The sequence below is a fragment of the Variovorax paradoxus genome (genome assembly GCF_902712855.1).
Lineage (GTDB): Bacteria > Pseudomonadota > Gammaproteobacteria > Burkholderiales > Burkholderiaceae_C > Variovorax > Variovorax paradoxus_Q.
This window is the reverse complement of record NZ_LR743508.1, coordinates 829,324-849,229: the sequence shown is the minus strand read 5'-3', so window position 1 is coordinate 849,229 and position 19,906 is coordinate 829,324. Positions and strand designations below refer to the sequence as shown.

The following is a 19,906-nucleotide window of genomic DNA, read 5'->3' as shown; positions in this document are numbered from 1 at the left end:
GCTCAGGGCGGGCCGGCCTGGATCTCGACGTAGCTGCGCGCGTGCCAGCGCACGCGCAGCGGCCAGCGGGCATCCGCGATGGTTTCCGAATTCACATCCTTGCCGCTGCCGTAGTTGACCTGCCGGTCGGGCCGCCTGTTGATCCCGATCACCAGCACGATGCGGCTGCCCGCCGCGATCCTGCATGCCGTCACGCGCTCGACGGTGAACGGCAGCAGCTGGCGTTCGCCGGCCCGCAGGAGCCGGCGGCGCACGCGATGGCCCGCATAGCTGGCGCGGAAGTCGTAAGGCTCGAACAGCAGCTGGTAGTCGCCGCTCTCCGTCTGCTCGTAGAGCGAGATGCCGAAGTCCACGTCCTGCCGCGACGGCGTGATGTCGAACACGCCCCGCAGGCTGCCGGCGATCTCGGTCGCTTCCGCGAATGGCTCGCTGGCGAAGCTGATGCTGCTGCGCGCCTGCAGCTGCTTCACGCGCAGCGCGTCCGGCCAGGGGACGCGCACGTCGCTCCGGTCGGCGAGATCGACCGCGAGCCGCGCGTTGCCATCGCCCCCGGCGGGCGCGGGCAGCAGGCGGTGCGGGTCGTCGCGCTCGCCGGTGTCGAGGTACAGGCGCAACCGGTTGGCCTGCGGCGCATTCAGCGCCGGCACATGGCGCCACTGGTCCGTGCCCATCACCTGGTAGTTGACGCGGTCCGCCAGCAACGGCGGCTTGCCCGCGCCGTTGAGGATGTGGTCGAGCCACGCATAGCGCAGCTCGGGCAGGTCGACGCGTGCGGTCGGGTCGAGCGTGTAGTCGCGCAGCGTCGGCCCCGTACCGTTCCGGATCGAGGCCGCATCGTAGGGCCCGACGAGCAGCGTCGTGTCGGCCTGGGGCCGGTGGCGAAGATGCTCCTGGTGGTAGTAGAGCGCGCCGGCGTCGGCGCCGTAGTAGCCGGCGAAGCTGAGCACCGGGATGTCGATGCGGGCGAACTGCTCGGCCGACGGCAGGAACTTCTGCCAGTAGCGGTCGTGGCTCGGGTGCGTGAGCCAGGTCCGGATCAGCCTGCTGCGCTTGCCCAGCAGGACGCGGTCCACGTCCCAGTAGGGGCGGCGACCCTGGTACCAGCGCGCATCGAGTGCCTGCCATGCGGCGTCGGGGTTCGCATCGGCGGCGATGCCAGCCGGCATGGGCTCGGCCAGCGCATGTTCCTGCGCCCAGCGGACCATCGCGTTGCGGAAGATCTGCCCGGCCATCGGGAAGTCGATGCCCGGGGCCATCGGCGAGATGGTGGCGATGGCCTTGAGCGCGGCCGGCCGCCGGCGTGCGGCCGCCCAGGCGGCGTAGCCGGAATAGCCGTCGCCGAGCATGCAGACGCGGCCGTCGCTCCACGCCTGCCGGGACACCCAGTCGATGACGGCCGCGGCGTCCTCGCCGTCGCGCACGAACGGCCACACCGCGCCCTTGCCGTCGGGCGTGCGTCCGCGCACGTACGCGGTGACGCCCACGTAGCCCCGGGCAGCGCTGCTCCGGGCGTCGTCCTCGGCGGGATCGAGCGTGAACCGCAGCAGGGCCGGCAGGGGGCCGGTCGCGCGGCCGGGCCGCACCACGCTCGCATGGATGACGCCCCCGCGCACCGGAATCCGGATGCCGGCCTCCGCCGTGTAGCGGCTGCTGTTTTCCGCCGCGAACAATTCGGGCAGCAGCGCACCGAAGCTGCGGCGCGACTGGTACGAAAGCCAGGTCCGCACCAGTGCCAGCGCATCGGCCTCGGGCAGGCTGCCCTTCGCGCGCCAGAGGTCGAAGGCCTGCTGCAGCGGCTCCCTGAACACCGCCGGCGGGATCTCGAGCCGCGCCATGATGGCCTGCGCCTGCGCGTTGCCGAGCGGCGCGACCAGTTCCTGGAACGACCGCGCGTAGGCGTCGGCGAAAGCGATCCGATCGTCCGCCTCGCGTGCACGCGCACGCGAGTAGATGCCGTCGAGGATCGCCCGCTCGACCAGTCCGTCGAACGGCTTGCCCTGCCGGCGGCTGCGCAGCGAAGCGCTGCTGTCGTAGGCGGCGCGGTAGGCGCCGCTCACGATCTGCAGCGCGGTCACGTTGGCCAGGAAGACGTCGGTGTCCGCCTCCTGGTACACCGGCAGGATGCGCTGGGCCAGGTCCCGCATCAGCTCGGCGGTGGAGGCATCGTCGGGATCGGGCGGCGGCCGGAAGCCGAAGTCCGCCGCCCACGACCCGACGGGCAATGCAAGCGCCAGCCGCATGAGCGCGCGGCGCGCGCGGCTGACGGTCGACCGGGGCTGCTTCATGCCCGCTGCTCCCCGGACATCGCGTCCGCGGCGTCCGGCGCCTTGACCAGGTGCACCACCTGCGTGAACAGCCGGTCGCGCGCCTCGCCGGGCGAACCGATGTGGACGATGCCGGTGTTCGTGAGCTCGCCCAGCACGCCGATGATCAGTTCGAGGGAGTCGTCGTCGAACGCGCTGAAGGCCTCGTCCATCACCAGCCAGGCCGGCGCCTGCAGCACCACGCGGGCGAAGCCCAGCCGCAACTGCTCGTCCATGCTGAGCTCGCTTTCCCAGCGCCCGGTCTTGTTCAGCGATGGTTCCAGGCGCTGGAGGCCCACGCTCGCCAGTGCGGCCACCATGGCCTCACGCGGATAGTTTGCCGGTTCCGTCGCGTACGACAGCACCTCGGACAGCGTGCCGCGCGGAATGTAGGGTGTGCCGCGCGGCATGTAGTGGATCGTCTCGCCCGCGGGCCGGCGCACGGTGCCCGAGCCCCAGGGCCAGAGCCCCGCGAGCGCGCGGAACAGCAGGGTCTTCTCGGTGCCCGGCGTGCCGAGGATCAGGAGGCACTGGCCGCGGCGCACGACGAGCGCCGGCGCGTCGAGCTGGTCGTAGCCGGTCCACGAGCGGACCTCGAGCGCTTCGATCGCGAGCGCGCCGGCTTCGCCCTCCTCGTAGGCGATGCGGCCGCCGGCCTGCTGCGCCTCCAGGTCGGCTGCGAGCATCCGGCGCAGGTCGGACACGCGCAGCAGCGTGGCGCGCCAGTCGGCAATGATGCTGAAGTTGTCGACGAACCAGCGCAGCGACGACTGCGCCTGCGTGAAAGCCGCGGCGGCCATCATCAACCCGCCGAACGAGACCTTGCCCGAGAAGTAGAGGGGCGAGGCCACCAGCGTCGGCGCGATGATGGTGACCCAGCCGAAGCCTGCAGTGACCCATGTCAGGTTGGTCAGGCCCATCACCACGCGCGAGGTGGCGCGCAGCACGTCGCCGAAATGCATGGCGACGCGGCGCTTCTCGTCGCCCTCGCCACCCGCCAGCGAAATCCCGTCGAGGTGTTCGTTGATGCGCGTCAGCGAGAAGCGCAGTTCGCCTTCGCGCGCATAGCGCTCGGCGTTGCGCGAGATCAGGCCGTTGCCGACCCAGTAGGTGACCAGCGAGCCCGCGACCGCATAGGCGATCGCCGCCCACAGCATGAAGCCCGGCAGCACGTGGTCCTTGCCGTCGAAGAACAGGCTGAAGTCCTTCGAGAGCACCCACAGGACGCTCGCGAAGCTGCCGAACAGCATCGCCGCCTGCAGCAGGCCCACGCCGAGGTTGACCGACAGGTCGCACAGCTTGAGCGTGTCGTCGTGCATGCGCTGGTCGGGGTGGGCTCCCATCGGGCCGCTGGCCTGGAGCCAGAACGCCCGGCGCGGCTGCAGCCACCGCCCCACGAGGTCGTTGACCACGGCCTCGCGCAACTTCAGCTGCAAGGTTTCGCCAAGCCACCGCTGCGCCACGTTCAGCACCAGCAGCACGCCCGCGATGATCGCGAACACGCCGACCTGCACGACGAATTCGTTCAAATCGCGGCGCGAGATCGCGTCGTAGAACGGCTTGTTCCAGCTGTTGAGCTCGATCTGCCCGTAGGCCGTGAGCGCAACCACCACGACGATGGCGCCCACGAGCCCAAGCAGCGTCTTCGCGACCGGGGACGCCCGCAAGGCGCCGAGCAGCTCGCCGACCTGGCGGAACACGCCGGTTTTCGGCAGCGGCTCGACGCGGGTCTCCGGCCTCTCGCTCATCGCTGGTGCGGCGCCCGGCAGGCGGCTGTTGCGATGCGGCGGGCCGAGACACACGAAATGAATGCGGCGTGGCTCCAGGCCAGTTGCTTCGCCGAGGTCTGCGCGCCGCTGCGCTGGTCGAACTGTTCGGACAGGTCGCCGCCGTCCGGCGTGTACGCGCGCACGGTGGCGAGGTAGGCGTCGCCGCGCGCCAGCCAGTCCCGGCCGCGTGCATCGCCGCTCGCCGACGCCGCGGCGCGGAAGCAGAACTCGGCGGCGCCGAGCGTCGAGAAGTAGTACGCACCGCCGGAGCAGTACACGTCGCCGGCGTAGCGGCCCATGGCCGCGCCGCGCCCCGCGGCACGGCCGTGGTTGATCGGATAGGCCGCATCGAACAGCGCGTCGAGCCGCGCCAGCGTGGCCTGCATGCGCGGATCGGCCGGCCCGTGCGCGGCCCGGATGTCGATGCCGGTGCCGAGGCCGTGGATCGCCGAAAGGATCACCGCGATGTCGAGCGCCTTCGGGCTGGGCTGGCCGTCCGGCAGCACGCGCGAGCTGTAGTAGCCGTGCGTCGCCTCGCGCTCATCGACCCAGTAGCCATCGAGCAGGCGCAGCACGGCGTACGACTCCTCCCGGCAACGCTGCGCCTGTGCCGTCTCGCCCAGGCCTTCGAGCCACGCCGCGCCGTCGGCCAGCGCGGCGGCGGAGATGCGCAGCGTGTAGTAGTGATGGCCGCTTTCCTCTTCCCAGATGTCGAACGACGGCTCGCGCCAGTGGCGCAGGGTGAAGCCGAGATCGAAGCGGATCAGCGGTTCAACCTCGGCCAGCAGGGCCGCGTCGAGGTGCTCCCCGGCCACCCAGCGCAGCAGTGCGATCGCGCGCAACGGCGGGCCGTCGTGCTGCGGGCGCGCCCACCGGAGGATGTCGAGCGTGCCGTCGGGGTTCACCCTTGTCTCGGCGACGACGGCGTCGCCGTGCACATGCACGAGGTCCTGGTCTTCGCGCAGGTACTGCAGCAGCCGCGGCTCCACGCGCGCGCCCCGGTCCTGCACGGCGGCCACCGCGCGGCCGTCGAGTTCGTTCAGCGCGAGGCTGAAGCGGGTGAAGTCGCGCAGGTGCTGCAGCGCTTCGTCGCCGATGCGCCGCTCGGCGTAGAGCAGGCGCAGCGCATCGATGACCACCGCGGAATCCCGGAACCAGTGGAAGAAGTAGTCGGGGTCGGGGTCGTAGTTGCCGAGCACGGGCGAGGCGACGATGGCACCGGCGACCGGCTGCACGGTCTGGCCGAAACCGTCGCGATGCTTGACGATCGACAGCGGCGAGACGCTGGACAGCATCGCGCTCGCCGAATGGGACAACTGCCTTTCGAGCCAGGCCTCGAAGGCCGCGTCCGGCCGCTGCGCCGCGCCGGACATCACGGTTCGGGCGACCCGAGATGGGGGCTGCTGAAGTCCAGGCGGCGCAATCCGGCCTGCACCTCGGGCACGCTCATGAACAGCTTCCACAGCAGGCCGGTGCGGTGGTTCTCCATCATCACCACGATGGGGCCCTGGTCGATGGCCAGGTAGGTGTCCGCGAACCAGTCGCGCGTTTCGCAGAACGCGTCGATGAAGCCGTAGTCCCGCCACACGCGTTCGCCGTGAACCGAGAGGAAATGCCGCAGCACCCGCATCACTTCGGCAGGCGCGTACGGCAGGCTGGCCAGCGCGGCCGTCGGCGAGATGGTGCCGTTGTCGTTGTTCGGATCGTGCGCGAGGTAGCCGTCGGGGTCGTCGCTGGCGGTGAGGCCCCAGCACGATTCGCCGTAGCCCTTGAAGCCGCGCGGATTGGCGACGCAGTGCGCGCGGTTGACCTGCACGTGGCGGGTGTTGAGCTGCCAGTAGTCGGCGTAGCGATCCTTCAGGCCGCGTGGGTCGAGGCCGCAGAACGAGTAGTGCGCGAAGAACAGCGGGCCGCCGTTCGGCGGGCCCAGCGGCAGTTCGATGCCGTGGTACGAGCGGCCGTTGAGGAAGTCGGGGCCGGAGGCGAAGCCGCGGTGGTAGACCTTCGGATCGATCGCATGGCGCGGCGCGGCCGCGGCCAGGAAGTAGGTGATGAGGCACTCGTTCCAGCCGTGAATCTCGTGGTTCATGGCCCAGCCGTGGTTCGGGCTCCAGTGCCAGTACAGGACGTCGCGCCCGCCCTGGGTGAACCAGTTCCACTCGACCTCGTGCCACAGCGTGTCGAAGTCGGCGCGCAGCTTGCGCGCCACGGCCGTGTCCTCGCTGAAATACTGGCGTGCGCAGAGCAGGCCCATGCAGAGGAACGAGGTCTCGACCAGGTCGCCCGCATCGTCCTTGGGGCTCATCGGTATCGTCTCGCCGCTCGCCCCGTCCATGAAGTGCGGGAAGGTGCCGTGGTAGCGCCTGGCGCGCAGGAGCGCGTCGCGCATGCGTCCCAGCCGCTCCAGCGCCGCATCGCGCGTGATCCAGCCGCGCTCCACCGCGACGATCATGGCCATGATGCCGAAGCCCGTGCCGCCGATCGCGACCCTGTCGTCGGGCAGGTCTTGCCCCGTGGCGGCGACGAGCGTGCGGCGGTCGAGCGCCAGGCCGCTGGCGGCATCGGCGCCGTCCCAGAAATAGCGGAAGGTCTGCCGCTGCACGGCTTCGATCAAGGCTTCATCGGGCAGGGCTGCCAGTGCCTTCGGGTTCCTGTCGTCCTTCAACACGCACGGTTCCTTTCGTTCTCGTCGCGGGTGTCACCTGCGGTTTCACCGAACATCGGCGCCATGCGGCCGACGGCTTCCCCGCAGCATGCCATCATTAGGCCCCCTGGGTTCTATTCGAAATCCCTGATGAGCCGCATCGATACTCTCCTGGCCCGGATGACGCTGGCTGAAAAGCTGGGTCAGCTGACGATGACTGCCTCCGGCTACACGGTCACCGGACCCGTGCTCGCGGGAGACTCCACGCAGTCGATCGTCGACGGCACCGTCGGCAACCTGCTTAACATGGTCGGTGCCGGCCCCACGCACGAAATGCAGCGCCTAGCCGTCGAGAAGTCGCGGCTCGGCATTCCGCTGCTGATCGGCCTGGACATCATCCACGGCCATCGCACGCTCTTCCCCATTCCGCTGGCGGAGGCCGGCGCCTTCGACGAAGCGCTCTGGGAACGCACGGCGCGCGAGGCGGCGCGCGAAGGCGCGGCCGACGGCCTGGCGATGACCTTCGCGCCGATGCTCGACGTGTCGCGCGATCCGCGCTGGGGCCGCACCGCGGAAGGTCCCGGCGAAGACCCGTGGCTGAACGCACGCATCGCGCAGGCCAAGGTGCGCGGCTTCCAGGGGGACGACCTGTCGTCGGCCGAATCGCTGGCCGCGTGCGCGAAGCATTTCGTCGCCTACGGGGCCGTCACCGCGGGGCGCGAGTACGCGGCCGTGGACATCTCCGAGCGCACGCTGCACGAGGTGCACCTGCCGGGCTTCGCGGCGGCGGTGCGCGCGGGGGTCGCGACGCTGATGCCGGCCTTCACCGATCTCAACGGCGTGCCGATGACGGCGCACATTCCGCTGCTGCGCGAGTGGCTGCGCGGCGAGATGGGCTGGGACGGCGTCATCGTCAGCGACTACAACGCGATCGCGGAGCTGATCAGGCACGGCGTCGCGGCCGATCTCGCCGATGCGGCGGTGCTGGCGCTGAAGGCCGGCGTCGACATCGACATGATGGCCGACGCCTACCGCAAGGGGCTGCCGGTCGCACTCGAGCAGGGACGAGTGACCATCGAGGAGATCGACGCGAGCGTGCGCCGCGTGCTGCGGCTCAAGGAGCAGCTCGGCCTGTTCGACGATCCCTACCGCCGCGGCGCGACGCCGGAGCCCGCGGCGGTCGTCGCCGAGCGGCACGCAGTGGCGCGCGACGCAGCGCGCAAGTCCCTCGTCATGCTGAAGAACGAGCGCGACACGCTGCCCCTGCCTGCGGCGCCGAAGGCGCTGTGCGTCATCGGGCCGCTGGCCGACGCGATCACCGAGATGAAAGGCCCGTGGTGGGGCGCCGGCGAGCACGAGCCGGCCGTGAGCGTGCTGGCCGGCCTGCGCGCCGCGCTGCCGCAGACCGACATACGCCACGCGCCGGGCGTTGCCATCGAGAGCGCCGACAACAGCGCCGAAGACAGCGGCATCGAGGCCGCCGTGGCGCTGTGCGAAGGCGCCGACGCCGTGCTGCTGTGCCTGGGCGAGCGCGCCACGATGAGCGGCGAGGCCGCGAGCCGGGCCACGCCCGCGCTTCCCGGCCGGCAGCAGGCGCTGGCCGAAGCGGTGACGGCGCGGGCACACGCGCTCGGCATTCCCGTCGTCGCCATCCTGTTCTCGGGCCGCCCGCTCGTCGTTCCCTGGCTGGCCGAGCACGCCGATGCGCTGCTGGCCGCGTGGTTCCTCGGCATCGAAGCCGGCCACGCGATCGCCGACGTGGTCACGGGCCGGGCAAGCCCCGGCGGCCGCACGCCGATGAGCTGGCCGCGCGCCATCGGTCAGGTGCCGGTCTTCTTCGGCCAGCGCCCGTCGGGCCGGCCGATGAATCCCGCCGACTATTTCACGAGCAAGTACCAGGACGTCGACAACACGCCGCTGTATGCCTTCGGCCACGGCCTGACCTACGGCCGGTTCAGCCACGACGGGATTCGGGTCGAGCCGCGTCGCGCGCGCGAGCAGGACACGATCAAGGTCAGCGTCACGCTGCGCAACGACGGTGCGCGCGAGGCGGAGGAAACCGTCTTCCTGTTCGCCCGCGGCAAGCTAGGCCGGGTGACCCGGCCGCTGCTGGAGCTCAAGGGCTACGCCAAGCTGCGGCTGAAGCCCGGCGAGGCCGGCACGGTGAACCTGGCGCTGCCGGCGGCCGAGCTGCGCTACCTCGGGCCGGACCTGCAGCCGGTGTTCGAGGCGGGCGAGGTCGAGATCCTCGTCGGGCCGAGCGCCGATCCAGCAGGGTTGCTGCGCCAGGCCATCGAGCTGTACTGAGACGCTGACGCCGGCCCGCGGCGCAGGCCGCGGCACCGCCTGCAAGCCGTCCGCACGAGGCGCCTCCGGAAAGGGCCCGCATGCGAACGCGCGAATGTGTGACGACCGCCGGCTTCGAGGAACCGCCCCCATGGGCGGGTGCCCGGTGGGCCCCCTCTACCAGCGCCAGCCGACCGTCGATGCCAGTGTCGGCCGCGAAACTTAAGCCGGCCTGAACTGGGTTCGCGCCGTTTCAGCGCAGGTATTTGCCGCCCGGCGCCACCATCACCAGCTCGACGAACTTCGATCCGTGGTGGTTCCCGGGGCTGTAGTCGACCGTGTAGCCTCCGATGTCGAGCATGTGCATGCCCTCCATCGCAGCCACGAGCTTCTGCGGCGTCACGCCCTTGCCCGCGCGCTTCAGGCCTTCGAGCAGCACCGTGAAATTGAGGTAGCCGAAGAAGTGGTCGTAGTCCGGCGGCAGGTCGGCCGAGGCCATGGCCGCGTGATAGCTGCGCACCAGCGCGGAGGTGGCGCGGAACGGATACGGCACGATCTGCGCGATGGCCAGGCCGCGCGCATCGTCGCCGAGCGCCTCGATCAGCGTGCGCGAGTTCGCGATGCTCACGCAGTAGATCGGCGCGGCAATGCGTTGCCGGGCCGCCTTCACGAAAGGCACCATCGACGGCCCGAACGACATGAAGATCAGCGCCCGCGGTTTCGCGGCGGCCAGCGCGGTCACGGCCGCCACCGAGTCGCTGCCGCTGACTTCGAGCGGCACCTTGGCCACCAGCGTGGCACCGAGCTCCCTGCAGCTTTCCTCCACCACGGGCGCCATCAGCTGGCCGAACGGGCTGTTCTGGTAGACGAGGCCGATCTCCGACTGGTGCAGCGTGACCAGGTTGCGCACCATCTGCACCACCTCGTCGCGGTAGCTCGCCATGGTGGTGAAGAAGTACGGGTTGTGCGGGGCGCGCAGCACCGGAGACCCGCTGTAGACGCCGATCAGCGGCACCTTCCTCTCGGCCACCAGCGGCAGCGCGGCCGCGATGCCGGCGGTGTTCGTCAGGCCGAAGAGCGCAACGACGTCCGGCCGCGCGAGCAGCTCTTTGACGTTCGACACCGTCTTCTGCGCGTCATAGGCGTCGTCGAGCGTGACGAGGCTCACCTGGCGTCCGCCGACGCCGCCCTTGCGGTTGAACTCGGCCAGCGCCATGTCCTGCCCGCGCAGCACGGCCTTCAGCGTGGGCGCGAGCGGGCCGCTCAGGTGCGCGCTCTGGCCGATGACGATATCTCCGCTGTCCTTGCCGGCGTCCTTGGCCGGCGCCGGCGCGGCCCGTGCAGGCCACGCGGCCACGCCGGCTGCCGCTGCGGCGGCCAGGGCCAGCGCGGCCCGGCGGCGGTTGAACGAATGTGCCGATGCGTCGGTCATCGAGTTGTCTCCTCATTCTTGTTGACGGGCGCCGGATGCTGGGGCTCGCCGGGCTCCTGGCCTTGTCTTTTGAGTGACAGTGTTTCGCCAGGAACGACAAAAAGGGTTTCAACTCTTGATTCCGCGCGGCAGCCGGGCTACCGCGCCCGCAGGCTCACACGTAGAGCCGCTCCAGCGCGTCCCAGTCCGGCTTGCCCACCAGGCGCTGGCGTTCGGCGAAGGGCGCGACCAGCGCCGGGTCTTCGTCCAGGCGCCTGTGGTCGCGCAGCACGGTGAGCGCCTTCTGCATGCCGGCCACGGCGCCCTGCAGCGCGGCGTTGGCGTACAGCACGAAGCCGTAGCCCAGCTCGCCGAGTTCCTGCGCGCCGAAGGTCGGCGTCCGGCCGCCGATCACCATGTTCATGAGCTGCGGCTTGCCCAGGCGCTGCGGCATCGCACGCACTTCCTCGGCCTGCGTGACGGCCTCCACGAACAGGATGTCGGCGCCCGCCTCCGCGAACTTCTGCGCGCGTTCGATCGCGGCCTCGAAGCCGTGCACGGCGGCCGCATCGGTGCGCGCCATGACGAGCAGGTCGCTGTCGTGCCGGGCGTCGACCGCGGCCTTGATCTTGCCGAGCATCTCGTCGGTCTCGATCACGGCCTTGCCCGAGAAATGACCGCAGCGCTTCGGGCTCACCTGATCCTCGAGCTGGATGCAGTCGGCGCCCGCACGCTCGAGCACGCGCACCGTGTGCCGCACGTTGAGCGCATTGCCGAAGCCGGTGTCGGCATCGACGAGCAGCGGCAGGTTCACCGCGTCGCGGATGCGCGCGGTGTGGTCGGCGATCTCGTGCAGGCCCATGAAGGCCTGGTCGGGCAGCCCGAGGTACATGTTGGTCACGCCCGCGCCGGTGACGTAGAGCGCCTCGAAGCCCAGGTCTTCGACGATGCGCGCCGACATGGCGTTGAATGCGCCCGGCACCAGCACGCCGCGGCGCGCCTCGGCGAGCCGGCGCAGGGCCTTCCTGGGGGACAGGGTCGGGGTCTCGTTCATGCTGCTCAGTCTTCCTTCATGCCGGTGGCCTTGACCACGCCGCCGAGGCGCGAACGCTCCTCGTCGACGAACTTCGTGAAGCTGGCGCGCGTGCCGCCGATGGGCTCGATGCCCATGTCCTTCAGGCGCTTGGCCGTCTCGGGCGATTTCATGGCGGCGTCGATGGCCGCAGCCATCTTGTCGAGGATGGCGTCGGGCGTGCCGCGCGGCGCGTGCACGCCGGCCCAGTGCGCGATGCGGATGTCGGGGAAGCCTTCTTCCGATGCGGTCGGCAGATCGGGGTAGGCCGAGATGCGCTGCGTCCAGGTGCCGGCCAGCGCCTTGAGCTTGCCGCTCTTCAGGTAGGGCAGCACCACGATGCTGGCCTCCGACGTGGCCTCGACCTGGTTGCCGAGCACCGCGGTGATCGACTCCGAGCCGCTCTTGTAGGGCACCACGTCGAGCTTGCCGCCGTACTTGGTCTCCAGGATGCCTTCGACGAAATGCGGCGTGCTGCCGGTGCCGGCCGTGGCCCAGTGGAAGCCGTTGCCCGACTTCTTCGACGCGGCGACGAACTCCTTGAGGTCCTTGTACGGCGCGTTGGCCGGCACCACCACCACCGAGGGCGCCAGCGCGATCATGGCCACCGGCACCAGCGCGTCGTCCTTGTAGGGCATGTTCTTCTTGATCATGCTGTTCGACACCACGCCGGCCGCGCTCACCAGGAAGGTGTAGCCGTCGGGCGCGCTCTTGGCGACCACGTCGGCGCCGAGGATCGCGCCCGCGCCGGGCTTGTTGTCGATCACCACCGGCTGGCCGAGCTGCTTCGATGCGCCCTCGGCGGCGGCGCGCGCCATCAGGTCGTTGGCGCCGCCGGCGGAAAACGGCACGACGAGGCGGATCGGCTTGGTGGGCCAGCCCTGCGCGTGTGCGCCGAAAGGCAGCGCGCAGGCCAGCGCCGCGGCGGCGGCGCAGCTCAGCAGGGAAAGACGGCGGACGTTCATGTTGTGGCTCCTTGGGTTCTTGAACGGATGGAGGCCCTTCATGCGAAGGCCTCGCCACAAAGGCGCAAACGCCGTGCCATATGCACGCGCATCTCGCAGTCCATACCCAAGTCCTTGATTCAAAAGGAATTTTTCAAACCCTCAGGCGATTCAGGCAGGCATCTTGTTTCAATTTCATTTCATTTTTGAAACCATAGAATCCGCGAGATGAACGCCGCCGCCCCATTTCCGCGCCCTCCGCACTCCGCCCGCCCCGCATCGTGGCCGTGGCCCGCCACCGGCTGGGCCGCGTGCTGGCCCGGCTGGCGCCCGCGGTGGCGGCCCAGGCGCAGGTCGAACTGGTCGCGCATGCCTTCGACGAGGCGGTGGACGCCGTGCGCGCGCTGCACGCGCGTGCGCCGGTCGATGCCATCGTGGCGGCCGGCGCCAGCGGCGAATGGCTGCGCCGCCACCTCGACATTCCGGTGGCCATGGTCGAGGTCCGCGGCTTCGACCTGATGCGCGCGCTGGCGGCCGCGCGAGCCATTTCCCCGCGCGTGGGGCTGGTGTCGTTCGACGGTCCTTCGGAGCACCTGGCGCAGCTCGACGCGCTCTTCGGCATGGGCATCGCCCAGTTCAGCTACCGCGGTCCCGGCGACGCGCCCGCCTGCGTGGAGGCGCTGCGCGCCGCCGGTGTCGGCGCCGTGGTCGCGCCGGGCCTGGTCTCGGACCTCGCGGAGCAGGCCGGCATCGCCAGCGTGCTGATGTACTCGGACGACGCCGTGCGGCAGGCGCTGGAAGACGCGATCCACCTCGCGCGCCTCGGCCGCGCCGACCGCGCGCGCCACGAACGGCTCAACACCGTGCTGAGCCAGCTGCAGGACGGCGTGATCGCGGTCGACCTGCACCAGCGCATCGAGGCGCTGAACCCGGCCATGGCGGAGCTGATGGGCGTTGCCGCCACGGAGCTCGCAGGCCGCGTGCTGGGCGACGTCGAACCCGTGCTCGACCTCGGCGCCACGCTGCACCTGCGCGAGGCACCGGCCGACGAGGTGCTGCAGATCGGCACGCGAACGCTGGTGGTGCGGCGCGCGCCCATCGTGGAAGCCGGCGAGGTCACCGGCGCCCTGCTCGTGTGCCGCGACCCGGCGGCGATCCAGCGCGCCGACCGCCACCTGCGCGCCAACCAGCGGCAGCGCGGCGCGCCCGCACGCTACCGGCTCGAGGCCTTCGCCGGGGACAGCCCCGCCGCGCGCCGCGTGCGCGAACTGGCCGCGCAGTGCGCGGCGAGCGACGCCACCGTGCTCATCGTCGGCGAGAGCGGCACCGGCAAGGAGCTGGTGGCGCAGGGCATCCACACCGCGAGCCGCCGCGCGAGCCAGCCCTTCCTGGCCGTCAACTGCGCCGCGCTCGGCGAAAGCCTGCTCGAGAGCGAACTGTTCGGCTACGAGGAAGGCGCCTTCACCGGCGCGCGGCGCGGCGGCAAGACCGGACTGGTCGAGGCGGCGCACACCGGCACCCTGTTTCTCGACGAGATCGGCGACATGCCGCTGGCGCTGCAGACGCGGCTGCTGCGCGTGCTGCAGGAGCGCGAGGTGCTGCGGCTGGGCGCGACGGCCGCGGTGCCGGTCGACCTGCGCGTGATCGCCGCCACCCATGCCGACCTGGCAGCCCAGGTCGACCGCGGGCTGTTCCGGCGCGATCTCTACTACCGGCTCGCGGTGCTGCGCATCGGGACGCCGCCGCTGCGCGAGCGCGGCAGCGACATCGCACTGCTCGCCGCCGACCTGATGGCGCGCCGTGCGGCCAGGGCCGGCGTACCGTCCGCGCAGGCCTCGGCGTGGCTCGCGGCCCTGCTCGAACTGGCTGCGGGCTACGCGTGGCCCGGCAATGTGCGCGAACTCGAGAACATGGTCGAACGCTTGCTGGCGTGCAACGGCTACTTGGCGCCGGATGGCACGCTCGACCCTGCACGGCTGCTGGAGGTGTTCCCAGAATGCGCGCAGGCGCGTCCGGCGCCCGTGCGCGATCGCCTGCTGAAAGGCGCACGCCGCGCCGCCGAACTCCGCCGCGTGCACGAGGTGCTGCAGTCGGTGCACGGCGACCAGGCGCAGGCCTGCGCCGTGCTGGGCATCAGCCGCGCGACGCTGTGGCGGCGGCTGCGCGACGAAGGGGCGGCAGCGAAGCCTGCAGAAGGCGGGATGCCGGCGAAGGCACCGCGCGCCGCGCCGAAGAAGACGCGCGGCTGATCCGCGCGCGCCACAGGCTCACTGCGCCTCGACGATCGTCTTCGGCTCCATGAACGCCTCCATGCCGAACACACCGAACTCGCGGCCCACGCCCGACTGCTTCACGCCGCCGAAAGGGGCCAGCAGCTCGGGCGCGATGCGGTTCACCAGCACCGAGCCGGCCTGCAACTGCGACGCCACGCGGTGGGCGCGCGCGGGTTGCGAAGAGAACACGTAGGCCTGCAGCCCGTAGGCCGAGTCGTTGGCGATGCCGATTGCCTCGTCTTCGTCCTCGTACGCGATGACCGACAGCACCGGCCCGAAGATTTCCTCGCGGGCGATCTCCATGTCGTTGCGCACGTCGGCAAACACCGTGGGCCTGACGTACCAGCCGCGCTCCAGCCCCTCCGGCCGGCCCTCGCCGCCCGCCACCAGCGTGGCGCCCTGCTCCAGCCCGCGGCGGATGAAGCGCTGGATGCGCTCGTACTGCGCCTTGCTGGCGAGCGGCCCAATGGCCGTGGCCGGATCGCGCGGATCGCCCACGCGCAGGCCCGCGACGATGGCGGCGATGCGCTCGCGCACTTCCTTCATCTTCGAGCGCGGCACCAGCAGGCGCGTGCCCGCGACGCAGGCCTGGCCGTTGTTCATGAAGGCCACGTTCAGGGCCTGCGGCAGCACGGCGGCCAGGTCGGCGTCGTCCAGCACGACGGTGGCCGACTTGCCGGTGAGCGCAAGGCTCACGCGCTTCATGGTGTCGATGCCCGCGCGCGCGATGAACTTGCCCGTGGCCGTCGAGCCGGTGAACGAGATCCTGGCAATGTCGGGGCTGGTGCTGATCTCGTCGCCCACGTCGGTGCCGCGGCCCAGCAGGATGTTGAAGACGCCGGCCGGCAGGCCCGCATCGTGCAATGCCTCCGCCACCACCTGCGACTGGATGGGGCTCAGCTCGCTCGGCTTGATGACCGTGGCGCAGCCGGCCGCGATCGCCGAGGCCAGCTTGCTGCAGGCCGTGCCCGCCGTGCTGTTCCAGGGCGCGATGAGGCCCGCCACGCCGACCGGCTCCATGATCACGGTGGCTTCGCCGATGCGGCGCGTGAGGTCGTAGGCCGCCAGCGTCTTCGCCGCACCGGCGAAGCACTGCGAGGCGTACTGGCTCACCCATTGCGCACGCGCCAGTGGGCCGCCGTACTCCTCGATGGTGACGTCGCGAATCTGCTCGGTGCGCGCCAGCACCGCGGCCGAGAGGTGTTCGAGCATGTCGATGCGCTCGGCCTTGCCGGTGCGGCGCAGTGCCTTCTGCGCGCGGACCGCCGCGGCGATCGCGCGCTTCGCGTCGTCGCGGTTGCCCAGGGTGGCGGTGCCGATGCGCTGCTCGGTCGAGGGGTCGAGCACCTCCACCACCTCGCTGCCCTGCACGGGGACGAACGCGCCGTCGATGTATGCCTTGTCGATGTTCCACATGGTGATGCCTTGCCTTTGCGTGGGTTGAAATGCCAGTGAATCTGAGTGCATGGAACGAAGTCTAGGCAGCGTCGATTGTTCTGGGAATATGATGAAACATGGACGAGTCATCACGAAAACCGGAACAATGCACAAGAGCGGACTGACCGAACTCGAGGTGGTGCTGGCAGTGGCGCGGCGGCGCGGCTTTGCAGCCGCCGCGGTCGAGCTCGAGATGTCGACCACCGCGGTGAGCAATGCCGTCGCCAACCTCGAGGCCCGGCTCGGCGCGCGGCTGTTCCATCGCACCACGCGCAGCGTGTCCCTCACCGAGGCGGGTCACCGGTTCGTGGAGCAGATCGGGCCCGCGGTGACGCACATCCGCGACGCGATGGCCGCGGTGAGCGACAGCAAGGCCACGCCCGGCGGCACGCTGCGCATCAACAGCTCATTGGGCGCGGCGCTGATGGTGTTCCAGCCCATCGTGCTGGAGTTCCTGCGGCGCTACCCCGGCATGACGGTCGACATCGTGACCGAGGGACGCATGGTGGACATCATCGGCGAGGGCTTCGACGCCGGGCTGCGCGCCAGCTCGCTGGTGCCGCGCGACATGATCCGCGTGCCCATCACCGAGGACGTGCCGATGACCGTGGTGGGTTCGGCCGAATATTTCAGCAAGCGTCCGCCGCCGGCCAGGCCGGCCGACCTGTCGCAGCACGCCTGCATCCGCGCCCGGCTGCCCAGCGGCATGCCTTCGCCGTGGGAGTTCGCGCGCAGGGGCAAGACGCTGAGCATGGAAGTGCCCGGGCCGCTGGTGCTCGATGCGCCCATGCTGATGCTTGAGGCGGCGCGCCAGGGCACCGGCCTCGCCCAGCTGGCGCACTGGTACGTGGCGGACGACCTGGCCAGCGGCCGGCTGGTGCGCGTGCTCGATGCATGGACGCCGCCCGCGCCGGGGCTGTGCCTGTACTACTCCGGTCACCGCCACCTGCCGGCGGGGCTGCGCGCGCTCGTCGACCTGATCCACGAGCTGGTCGAGGACCGCCGCCAGCGGACGGCGAAGCGGCAAGGCTGAAGCGCAGTCGTCCGCTCAGGCCTTCTCGGCCGCCGCACCGGGAACGTCTGCGGCCGACGCCACGGCCGCCACGCGTTCGCGCAGCCACGCATGGCCCGCGTCATGGTCGTTGCGCCGGTGCCAGACGGCCCGCGTGATCGTGCGGCCCGCGCTGTAAGGCGGCTGGCGCATCAGCAGGTCGCTGCTGCGCGCGAGCGCCTTCGCCAGCGACGCCGGCACGATCGACAGCATGTCGGTGTCGCGCAGCAGCGCGGGAATGGCCAGCGAATGCGGCACCGTCACGCGCAGTCGCGGCGGCAGGCCGGTGGCGTGCAGCGCTTCGCCGAGGGCATGGCGGTCGAACATCTCCGACTGGCGCGCCAGTCCGCGCTCGAGGATGAAACCGTCGACCGCGCCCTCCTCCTGCCCGCCCACCGAGATGGTCACCAGCGGGTAGCGCGCGAGGTCCTTCACCTGCAGCTTGCGCCGCGAGGCCGGGTGCCCCTTGCGCATCAGGATCACCTCGCCCTGCGACATGAGCGTGCGCGTGTTGAGCCGGGCCGGCACCTGCGAAAAGATGCCGATGGCCAGATCGATGCGGCCCAGGTCGATCTGCTCGGCAAGGTCCAGCCGCGTGGAAGGCCGGATCACCAGGTCCACGCCGGGCGCCGACTGCTGCAGTTCGCGCGACAGCGGCGCCACGATGACCGCGGTGACATGGTCGTTCGCCGCGATCACGAAGCGGCGTGCCGACTGCGCGGGTGCGAACGGCTCCACGCCCAGCGCGGCCTCGATGCGGCGCAGCGCGTCGCGCAGCGCGGGCGCCATCGCCATCGCGCGGCCGGTGGGCGCCATGCCCTTGCCGGTGCGCAGGAACAGTTCGTCGCCCACCAGCTCGCGCAGCCGCGTGAGCGCATGGCTCACCGCCGACTGGCTCAGGTTGAGGCGGCGTCCCGCGAGCACCAGGTTGCGGTCTTCGTAGACCGCGTCGAACACCTTGAGCAGGTTGAGGTCCATGCGGCCGATGCTCATCGCGTGTCTCCGTGAGTTGAATGGTGTGCATTCTGTCATTGCAAAGTTGCCAGTTCCATTCAACTCATCGCGCGCCGATCATTCGCGGCACCGTCATCACATGGCACCACGAAGCGAGGCCCACATGGAAACTTCACCGCTCTCCCGCCGCACGTTCGCGCGCCTGGCGCTCACCGTTCCGGCAGCGGGCTGGCTGCTTCCCGCGCTGGCGCAGAACGCCGGCGCACCGGGCAAGCTGCTGGTCGGCTACCCGGCCGGCGGCACGCTCGACACCACTGCGCGGCAGCTCGCCGAGGCCTGGCGCAAGCAGGGCCGCGCGTACATCGTCGACAACCGCGTCGGCGCGGCGGGGCGCATCGCGAGCAGCCTGCTCAAGCGCGAGCGGCCCGACGCGAGCACGCTGCTGTGCACGCAGACCTCGGCGTTCACCATCTACCCGCACGTGTACGCGCGCCTGCTGTACGACCCGGTGGCCGACTTCGTGCCCGTGTCGCCGGTGGTGACCGCGACCTGCGCACTGGCGCTGAGCAGCGCCGTGCCGGCCACGGTGAAGAACCTGCATGACTACGCGGCCTGGGTGCGCAGCGCCCCGGGCAACGCCACGTATGCCTCGCCGGCCGCGGGCTCGCTCGCGCATTTCCTGGGCTACCAGTTCTCCGAGGCGGGCGGGCTGAAGCTGCAGCACGTCGGCTACCGCGGCTCGGCACCCGCCATGCAGGACCTGGTGGGGGCGCAGATACCGGCGTACTTCGGCTTCGTGGCGGACTTCCTGCCCTACCTGCAGCAAGGACGCATCCGCATCCTTGGCGTGTCGGGCGAGAAGCGCTCGCGCTTCATGCCGGGCGTGCCGACCTTCGCCGAGCAGGGCTTCGCCGGCCTGCGCGGCGGCGAGACCTACGGCGTGTTCGCGCCGCCCGGCACGCCCGAGGCCACCGTACAGGCGCTGCACGAAGCCATCGTGGCCGCCAGCAAGGACCGCGCCCTGCTCACCGCGTTCGAACAGGTCGGCCTCGAGGCCACCACCCTGGCGCCGCGCGACTACGCGGCGCTGATCCAGCGCGAGCGCGAGACATGGGGTCCGGTGGTCCGGGCCTCCGGCTTCCGCTCGGAAGAGTGAAGCGCCCGCATCCATCCGGAGCAAGGAGACCACGATGACCCACGACCACAACCATGACCACGATTCCGGCGCAGGCCCGGAAGCCCTCATTGCGCGCAGCATTCCCTTTCTGGAGGAAGTGCAGGACATGACCGCCGGCACCGACACCGAGCGCTGGCTCAACCGGACCTACGGCCCCGGCAGCGAGCTCTACGAGACGCTCGCGCGGCTGGTGAAACAGGGCGTGCAGGACGGCTGGGCCGCCAACGTCGCGCTCGACGGGCCGGTCTACCGCCGCAGCCGCATCGCGGAGCCTTCGGAGCGCACGCGGCACTTCAGCATCACCGCGGTGTACATGGACAGCACGGGCAACACGCAGGGCAACCCCGGCAACAGCTACCGGGGCCAGTACCACGCGCATCCGTACGGGGAGCTCAACATGGTCGTGCCGCTGAACCCGGGCGCCGCGCTCAACGGCCCCAACGGCTGGTGCGAAGCCGGCTGGACCGCGCCTGCGCCCGGCAGCCATCATTTCCCCGAGGCGAAGAACGGTGCGGTGATCGCGCTGTTCTTCCTGCCCGCGGGGCGCATCGCGTACCACCCCGAGCCGCAGGGCTGAGGAGGCAG

General features: G+C 70.7%; 14 protein-coding genes. 5 read left to right on the top strand and 9 right to left on the bottom strand.

Going from position 1 to position 19,906, the window contains the following annotated elements:
• Window positions 1–2: 2 nt before the first annotated feature.
• The 4 genes from AACL56_RS30530 to AACL56_RS30515 are packed head-to-tail and all read right to left on the bottom strand — an operon-like array spanning window position 3 to window position 6,740.
• A complete protein-coding gene (locus AACL56_RS30530; RefSeq protein WP_339093838.1) occupies window positions 3–2,285 on the bottom strand; it encodes a CocE/NonD family hydrolase in 2,283 nt (760 codons plus the stop codon).
• A complete protein-coding gene (locus AACL56_RS30525; RefSeq protein ID WP_339093836.1) occupies window positions 2,282–4,051 on the bottom strand; it encodes an ABC transporter ATP-binding protein/permease in 1,770 nt (589 codons plus the stop codon). Before AACL56_RS30525 ends, AACL56_RS30530 begins: the two co-directional genes overlap by 4 nt.
• Complete coding sequence (locus AACL56_RS30520; protein WP_339093834.1) at window positions 4,048–5,445, bottom strand: glycoside hydrolase family 15 protein; 1,398 nt, start codon at window positions 5,443–5,445, stop codon at window positions 4,048–4,050. Before AACL56_RS30520 ends, AACL56_RS30525 begins: the two co-directional genes overlap by 4 nt.
• Window positions 5,445–6,740 carry a glucoamylase family protein gene (locus tag AACL56_RS30515; protein WP_339093832.1) on the bottom strand — a complete coding sequence of 432 codons (1,296 nt, stop codon included), beginning with the start codon at window positions 6,738–6,740 and terminating at the stop codon, window positions 5,445–5,447. Before AACL56_RS30515 ends, AACL56_RS30520 begins: the two co-directional genes overlap by 1 nt.
• A gap of 126 nt (window positions 6,741–6,866) precedes the next feature.
• Between AACL56_RS30515 and AACL56_RS30510 the strand changes: the two genes are divergently transcribed.
• The gene (locus tag AACL56_RS30510) at window positions 6,867–9,023 is read left to right on the top strand and encodes a glycoside hydrolase family 3 N-terminal domain-containing protein (RefSeq protein WP_339093830.1); all 2,157 of its coding nucleotides are present in this window, start codon (window positions 6,867–6,869) and stop codon (window positions 9,021–9,023) included.
• A 232-nt stretch (window positions 9,024–9,255) separates the two neighbouring features.
• Here AACL56_RS30510 and AACL56_RS30505 read toward each other — a convergent pair whose 3' ends face one another.
• The 3 genes from AACL56_RS30505 to AACL56_RS30495 all read right to left on the bottom strand — a co-directional run bounded on the left by AACL56_RS30505 (window position 9,256) and on the right by AACL56_RS30495 (window position 12,450).
• Window positions 9,256–10,434, bottom strand: coding sequence for an ABC transporter substrate-binding protein (locus AACL56_RS30505; RefSeq protein WP_339093828.1), 1,179 nt, complete (start codon window positions 10,432–10,434; stop codon window positions 9,256–9,258).
• Between the two features lie 154 nt (window positions 10,435–10,588).
• Entirely contained in the window at window positions 10,589–11,467 is an 879-nt protein-coding gene (locus tag AACL56_RS30500) for an isocitrate lyase/PEP mutase family protein (RefSeq protein WP_425337095.1), read from the bottom strand.
• Window positions 11,468–11,472: 5 nt separating this feature from the next.
• The gene (locus tag AACL56_RS30495) at window positions 11,473–12,450 is read right to left on the bottom strand and encodes a tripartite tricarboxylate transporter substrate binding protein (RefSeq protein WP_339093826.1); all 978 of its coding nucleotides are present in this window, start codon (window positions 12,448–12,450) and stop codon (window positions 11,473–11,475) included.
• Window positions 12,451–12,710: 260 nt separating this feature from the next.
• On the opposite strand from AACL56_RS30495, the gene prpR reads away from it, so the two are divergent.
• Complete coding sequence (gene prpR / locus AACL56_RS30490) at window positions 12,711–14,678, top strand: propionate catabolism operon regulatory protein PrpR (RefSeq protein WP_339093824.1); 1,968 nt, start codon at window positions 12,711–12,713, stop codon at window positions 14,676–14,678.
• An 18-nt stretch (window positions 14,679–14,696) separates the two neighbouring features.
• Here prpR and AACL56_RS30485 read toward each other — a convergent pair whose 3' ends face one another.
• Window positions 14,697–16,118, bottom strand: coding sequence for an aldehyde dehydrogenase family protein (locus tag AACL56_RS30485; protein ID WP_339093822.1), 1,422 nt, complete (start codon window positions 16,116–16,118; stop codon window positions 14,697–14,699).
• A gap of 127 nt (window positions 16,119–16,245) precedes the next feature.
• Here AACL56_RS30485 and AACL56_RS30480 point away from each other — a divergent pair, with 127 nt between their 5' ends.
• Complete coding sequence (locus AACL56_RS30480; RefSeq protein WP_339093821.1) at window positions 16,246–17,172, top strand: LysR family transcriptional regulator; 927 nt, start codon at window positions 16,246–16,248, stop codon at window positions 17,170–17,172.
• Between the two features lie 15 nt (window positions 17,173–17,187).
• Here the strand turns inward: AACL56_RS30480 and AACL56_RS30475 are convergent, their stop codons facing one another.
• Window positions 17,188–18,183 (bottom strand): LysR substrate-binding domain-containing protein, encoded by a 996-nt coding sequence (locus AACL56_RS30475; RefSeq protein WP_339093820.1) that lies wholly within the window; start codon window positions 18,181–18,183, stop codon window positions 17,188–17,190.
• A gap of 124 nt (window positions 18,184–18,307) precedes the next feature.
• On the opposite strand from AACL56_RS30475, the gene AACL56_RS30470 reads away from it, so the two are divergent.
• Together AACL56_RS30470 and AACL56_RS30465 are read left to right on the top strand one after the other, a co-directional pair.
• Window positions 18,308–19,300, top strand: a complete 993-nt coding sequence (locus AACL56_RS30470; RefSeq protein WP_339093818.1) for a tripartite tricarboxylate transporter substrate-binding protein — start codon at window positions 18,308–18,310, stop codon at window positions 19,298–19,300.
• 34 nt (window positions 19,301–19,334) lie between these two features.
• Window positions 19,335–19,898: a DUF4863 family protein gene (locus tag AACL56_RS30465; protein WP_339093816.1), complete on the top strand. Its 564-nt coding sequence runs from the start codon at window positions 19,335–19,337 to the stop codon at window positions 19,896–19,898.
• Window positions 19,899–19,906 lie beyond the last annotated feature (8 nt).

Excerpts from the sequence above, each read along its gene's own strand:
- AACL56_RS30530 (WP_339093838.1), bottom strand. The coding sequence starts at position 2,285 with ATGAAGCAGCCCCGGTCGACCGTCAGCCGCGCGCGCCGCGCGCTCATG.
- AACL56_RS30525 (WP_339093836.1), bottom strand. The coding sequence starts at position 4,051 with ATGAGCGAGAGGCCGGAGACCCGCGTCGAGCCGCTGCCGAAAACCGGC.
- AACL56_RS30520 (WP_339093834.1), bottom strand. The coding sequence starts at position 5,445 with ATGTCCGGCGCGGCGCAGCGGCCGGACGCGGCCTTCGAGGCCTGGCTC.
- AACL56_RS30510 (WP_339093830.1), top strand. The coding sequence starts at position 6,867 with ATGAGCCGCATCGATACTCTCCTGGCCCGGATGACGCTGGCTGAAAAG.
- AACL56_RS30505 (WP_339093828.1), bottom strand. The coding sequence starts at position 10,434 with ATGACCGACGCATCGGCACATTCGTTCAACCGCCGCCGGGCCGCGCTG.
- AACL56_RS30500 (WP_425337095.1), bottom strand. The coding sequence starts at position 11,467 with ATGAACGAGACCCCGACCCTGTCCCCCAGGAAGGCCCTGCGCCGGCTC.
- AACL56_RS30495 (WP_339093826.1), bottom strand. The coding sequence starts at position 12,450 with ATGAACGTCCGCCGTCTTTCCCTGCTGAGCTGCGCCGCCGCCGCGGCG.
- AACL56_RS30485 (WP_339093822.1), bottom strand. The coding sequence starts at position 16,118 with ATGTGGAACATCGACAAGGCATACATCGACGGCGCGTTCGTCCCCGTG.
- AACL56_RS30480 (WP_339093821.1), top strand. The coding sequence starts at position 16,246 with ATGCACAAGAGCGGACTGACCGAACTCGAGGTGGTGCTGGCAGTGGCG.
- AACL56_RS30475 (WP_339093820.1), bottom strand. The coding sequence starts at position 18,183 with ATGAGCATCGGCCGCATGGACCTCAACCTGCTCAAGGTGTTCGACGCG.
- AACL56_RS30470 (WP_339093818.1), top strand. The coding sequence starts at position 18,308 with ATGGAAACTTCACCGCTCTCCCGCCGCACGTTCGCGCGCCTGGCGCTC.
- AACL56_RS30465 (WP_339093816.1), top strand. The coding sequence starts at position 19,335 with ATGACCCACGACCACAACCATGACCACGATTCCGGCGCAGGCCCGGAA.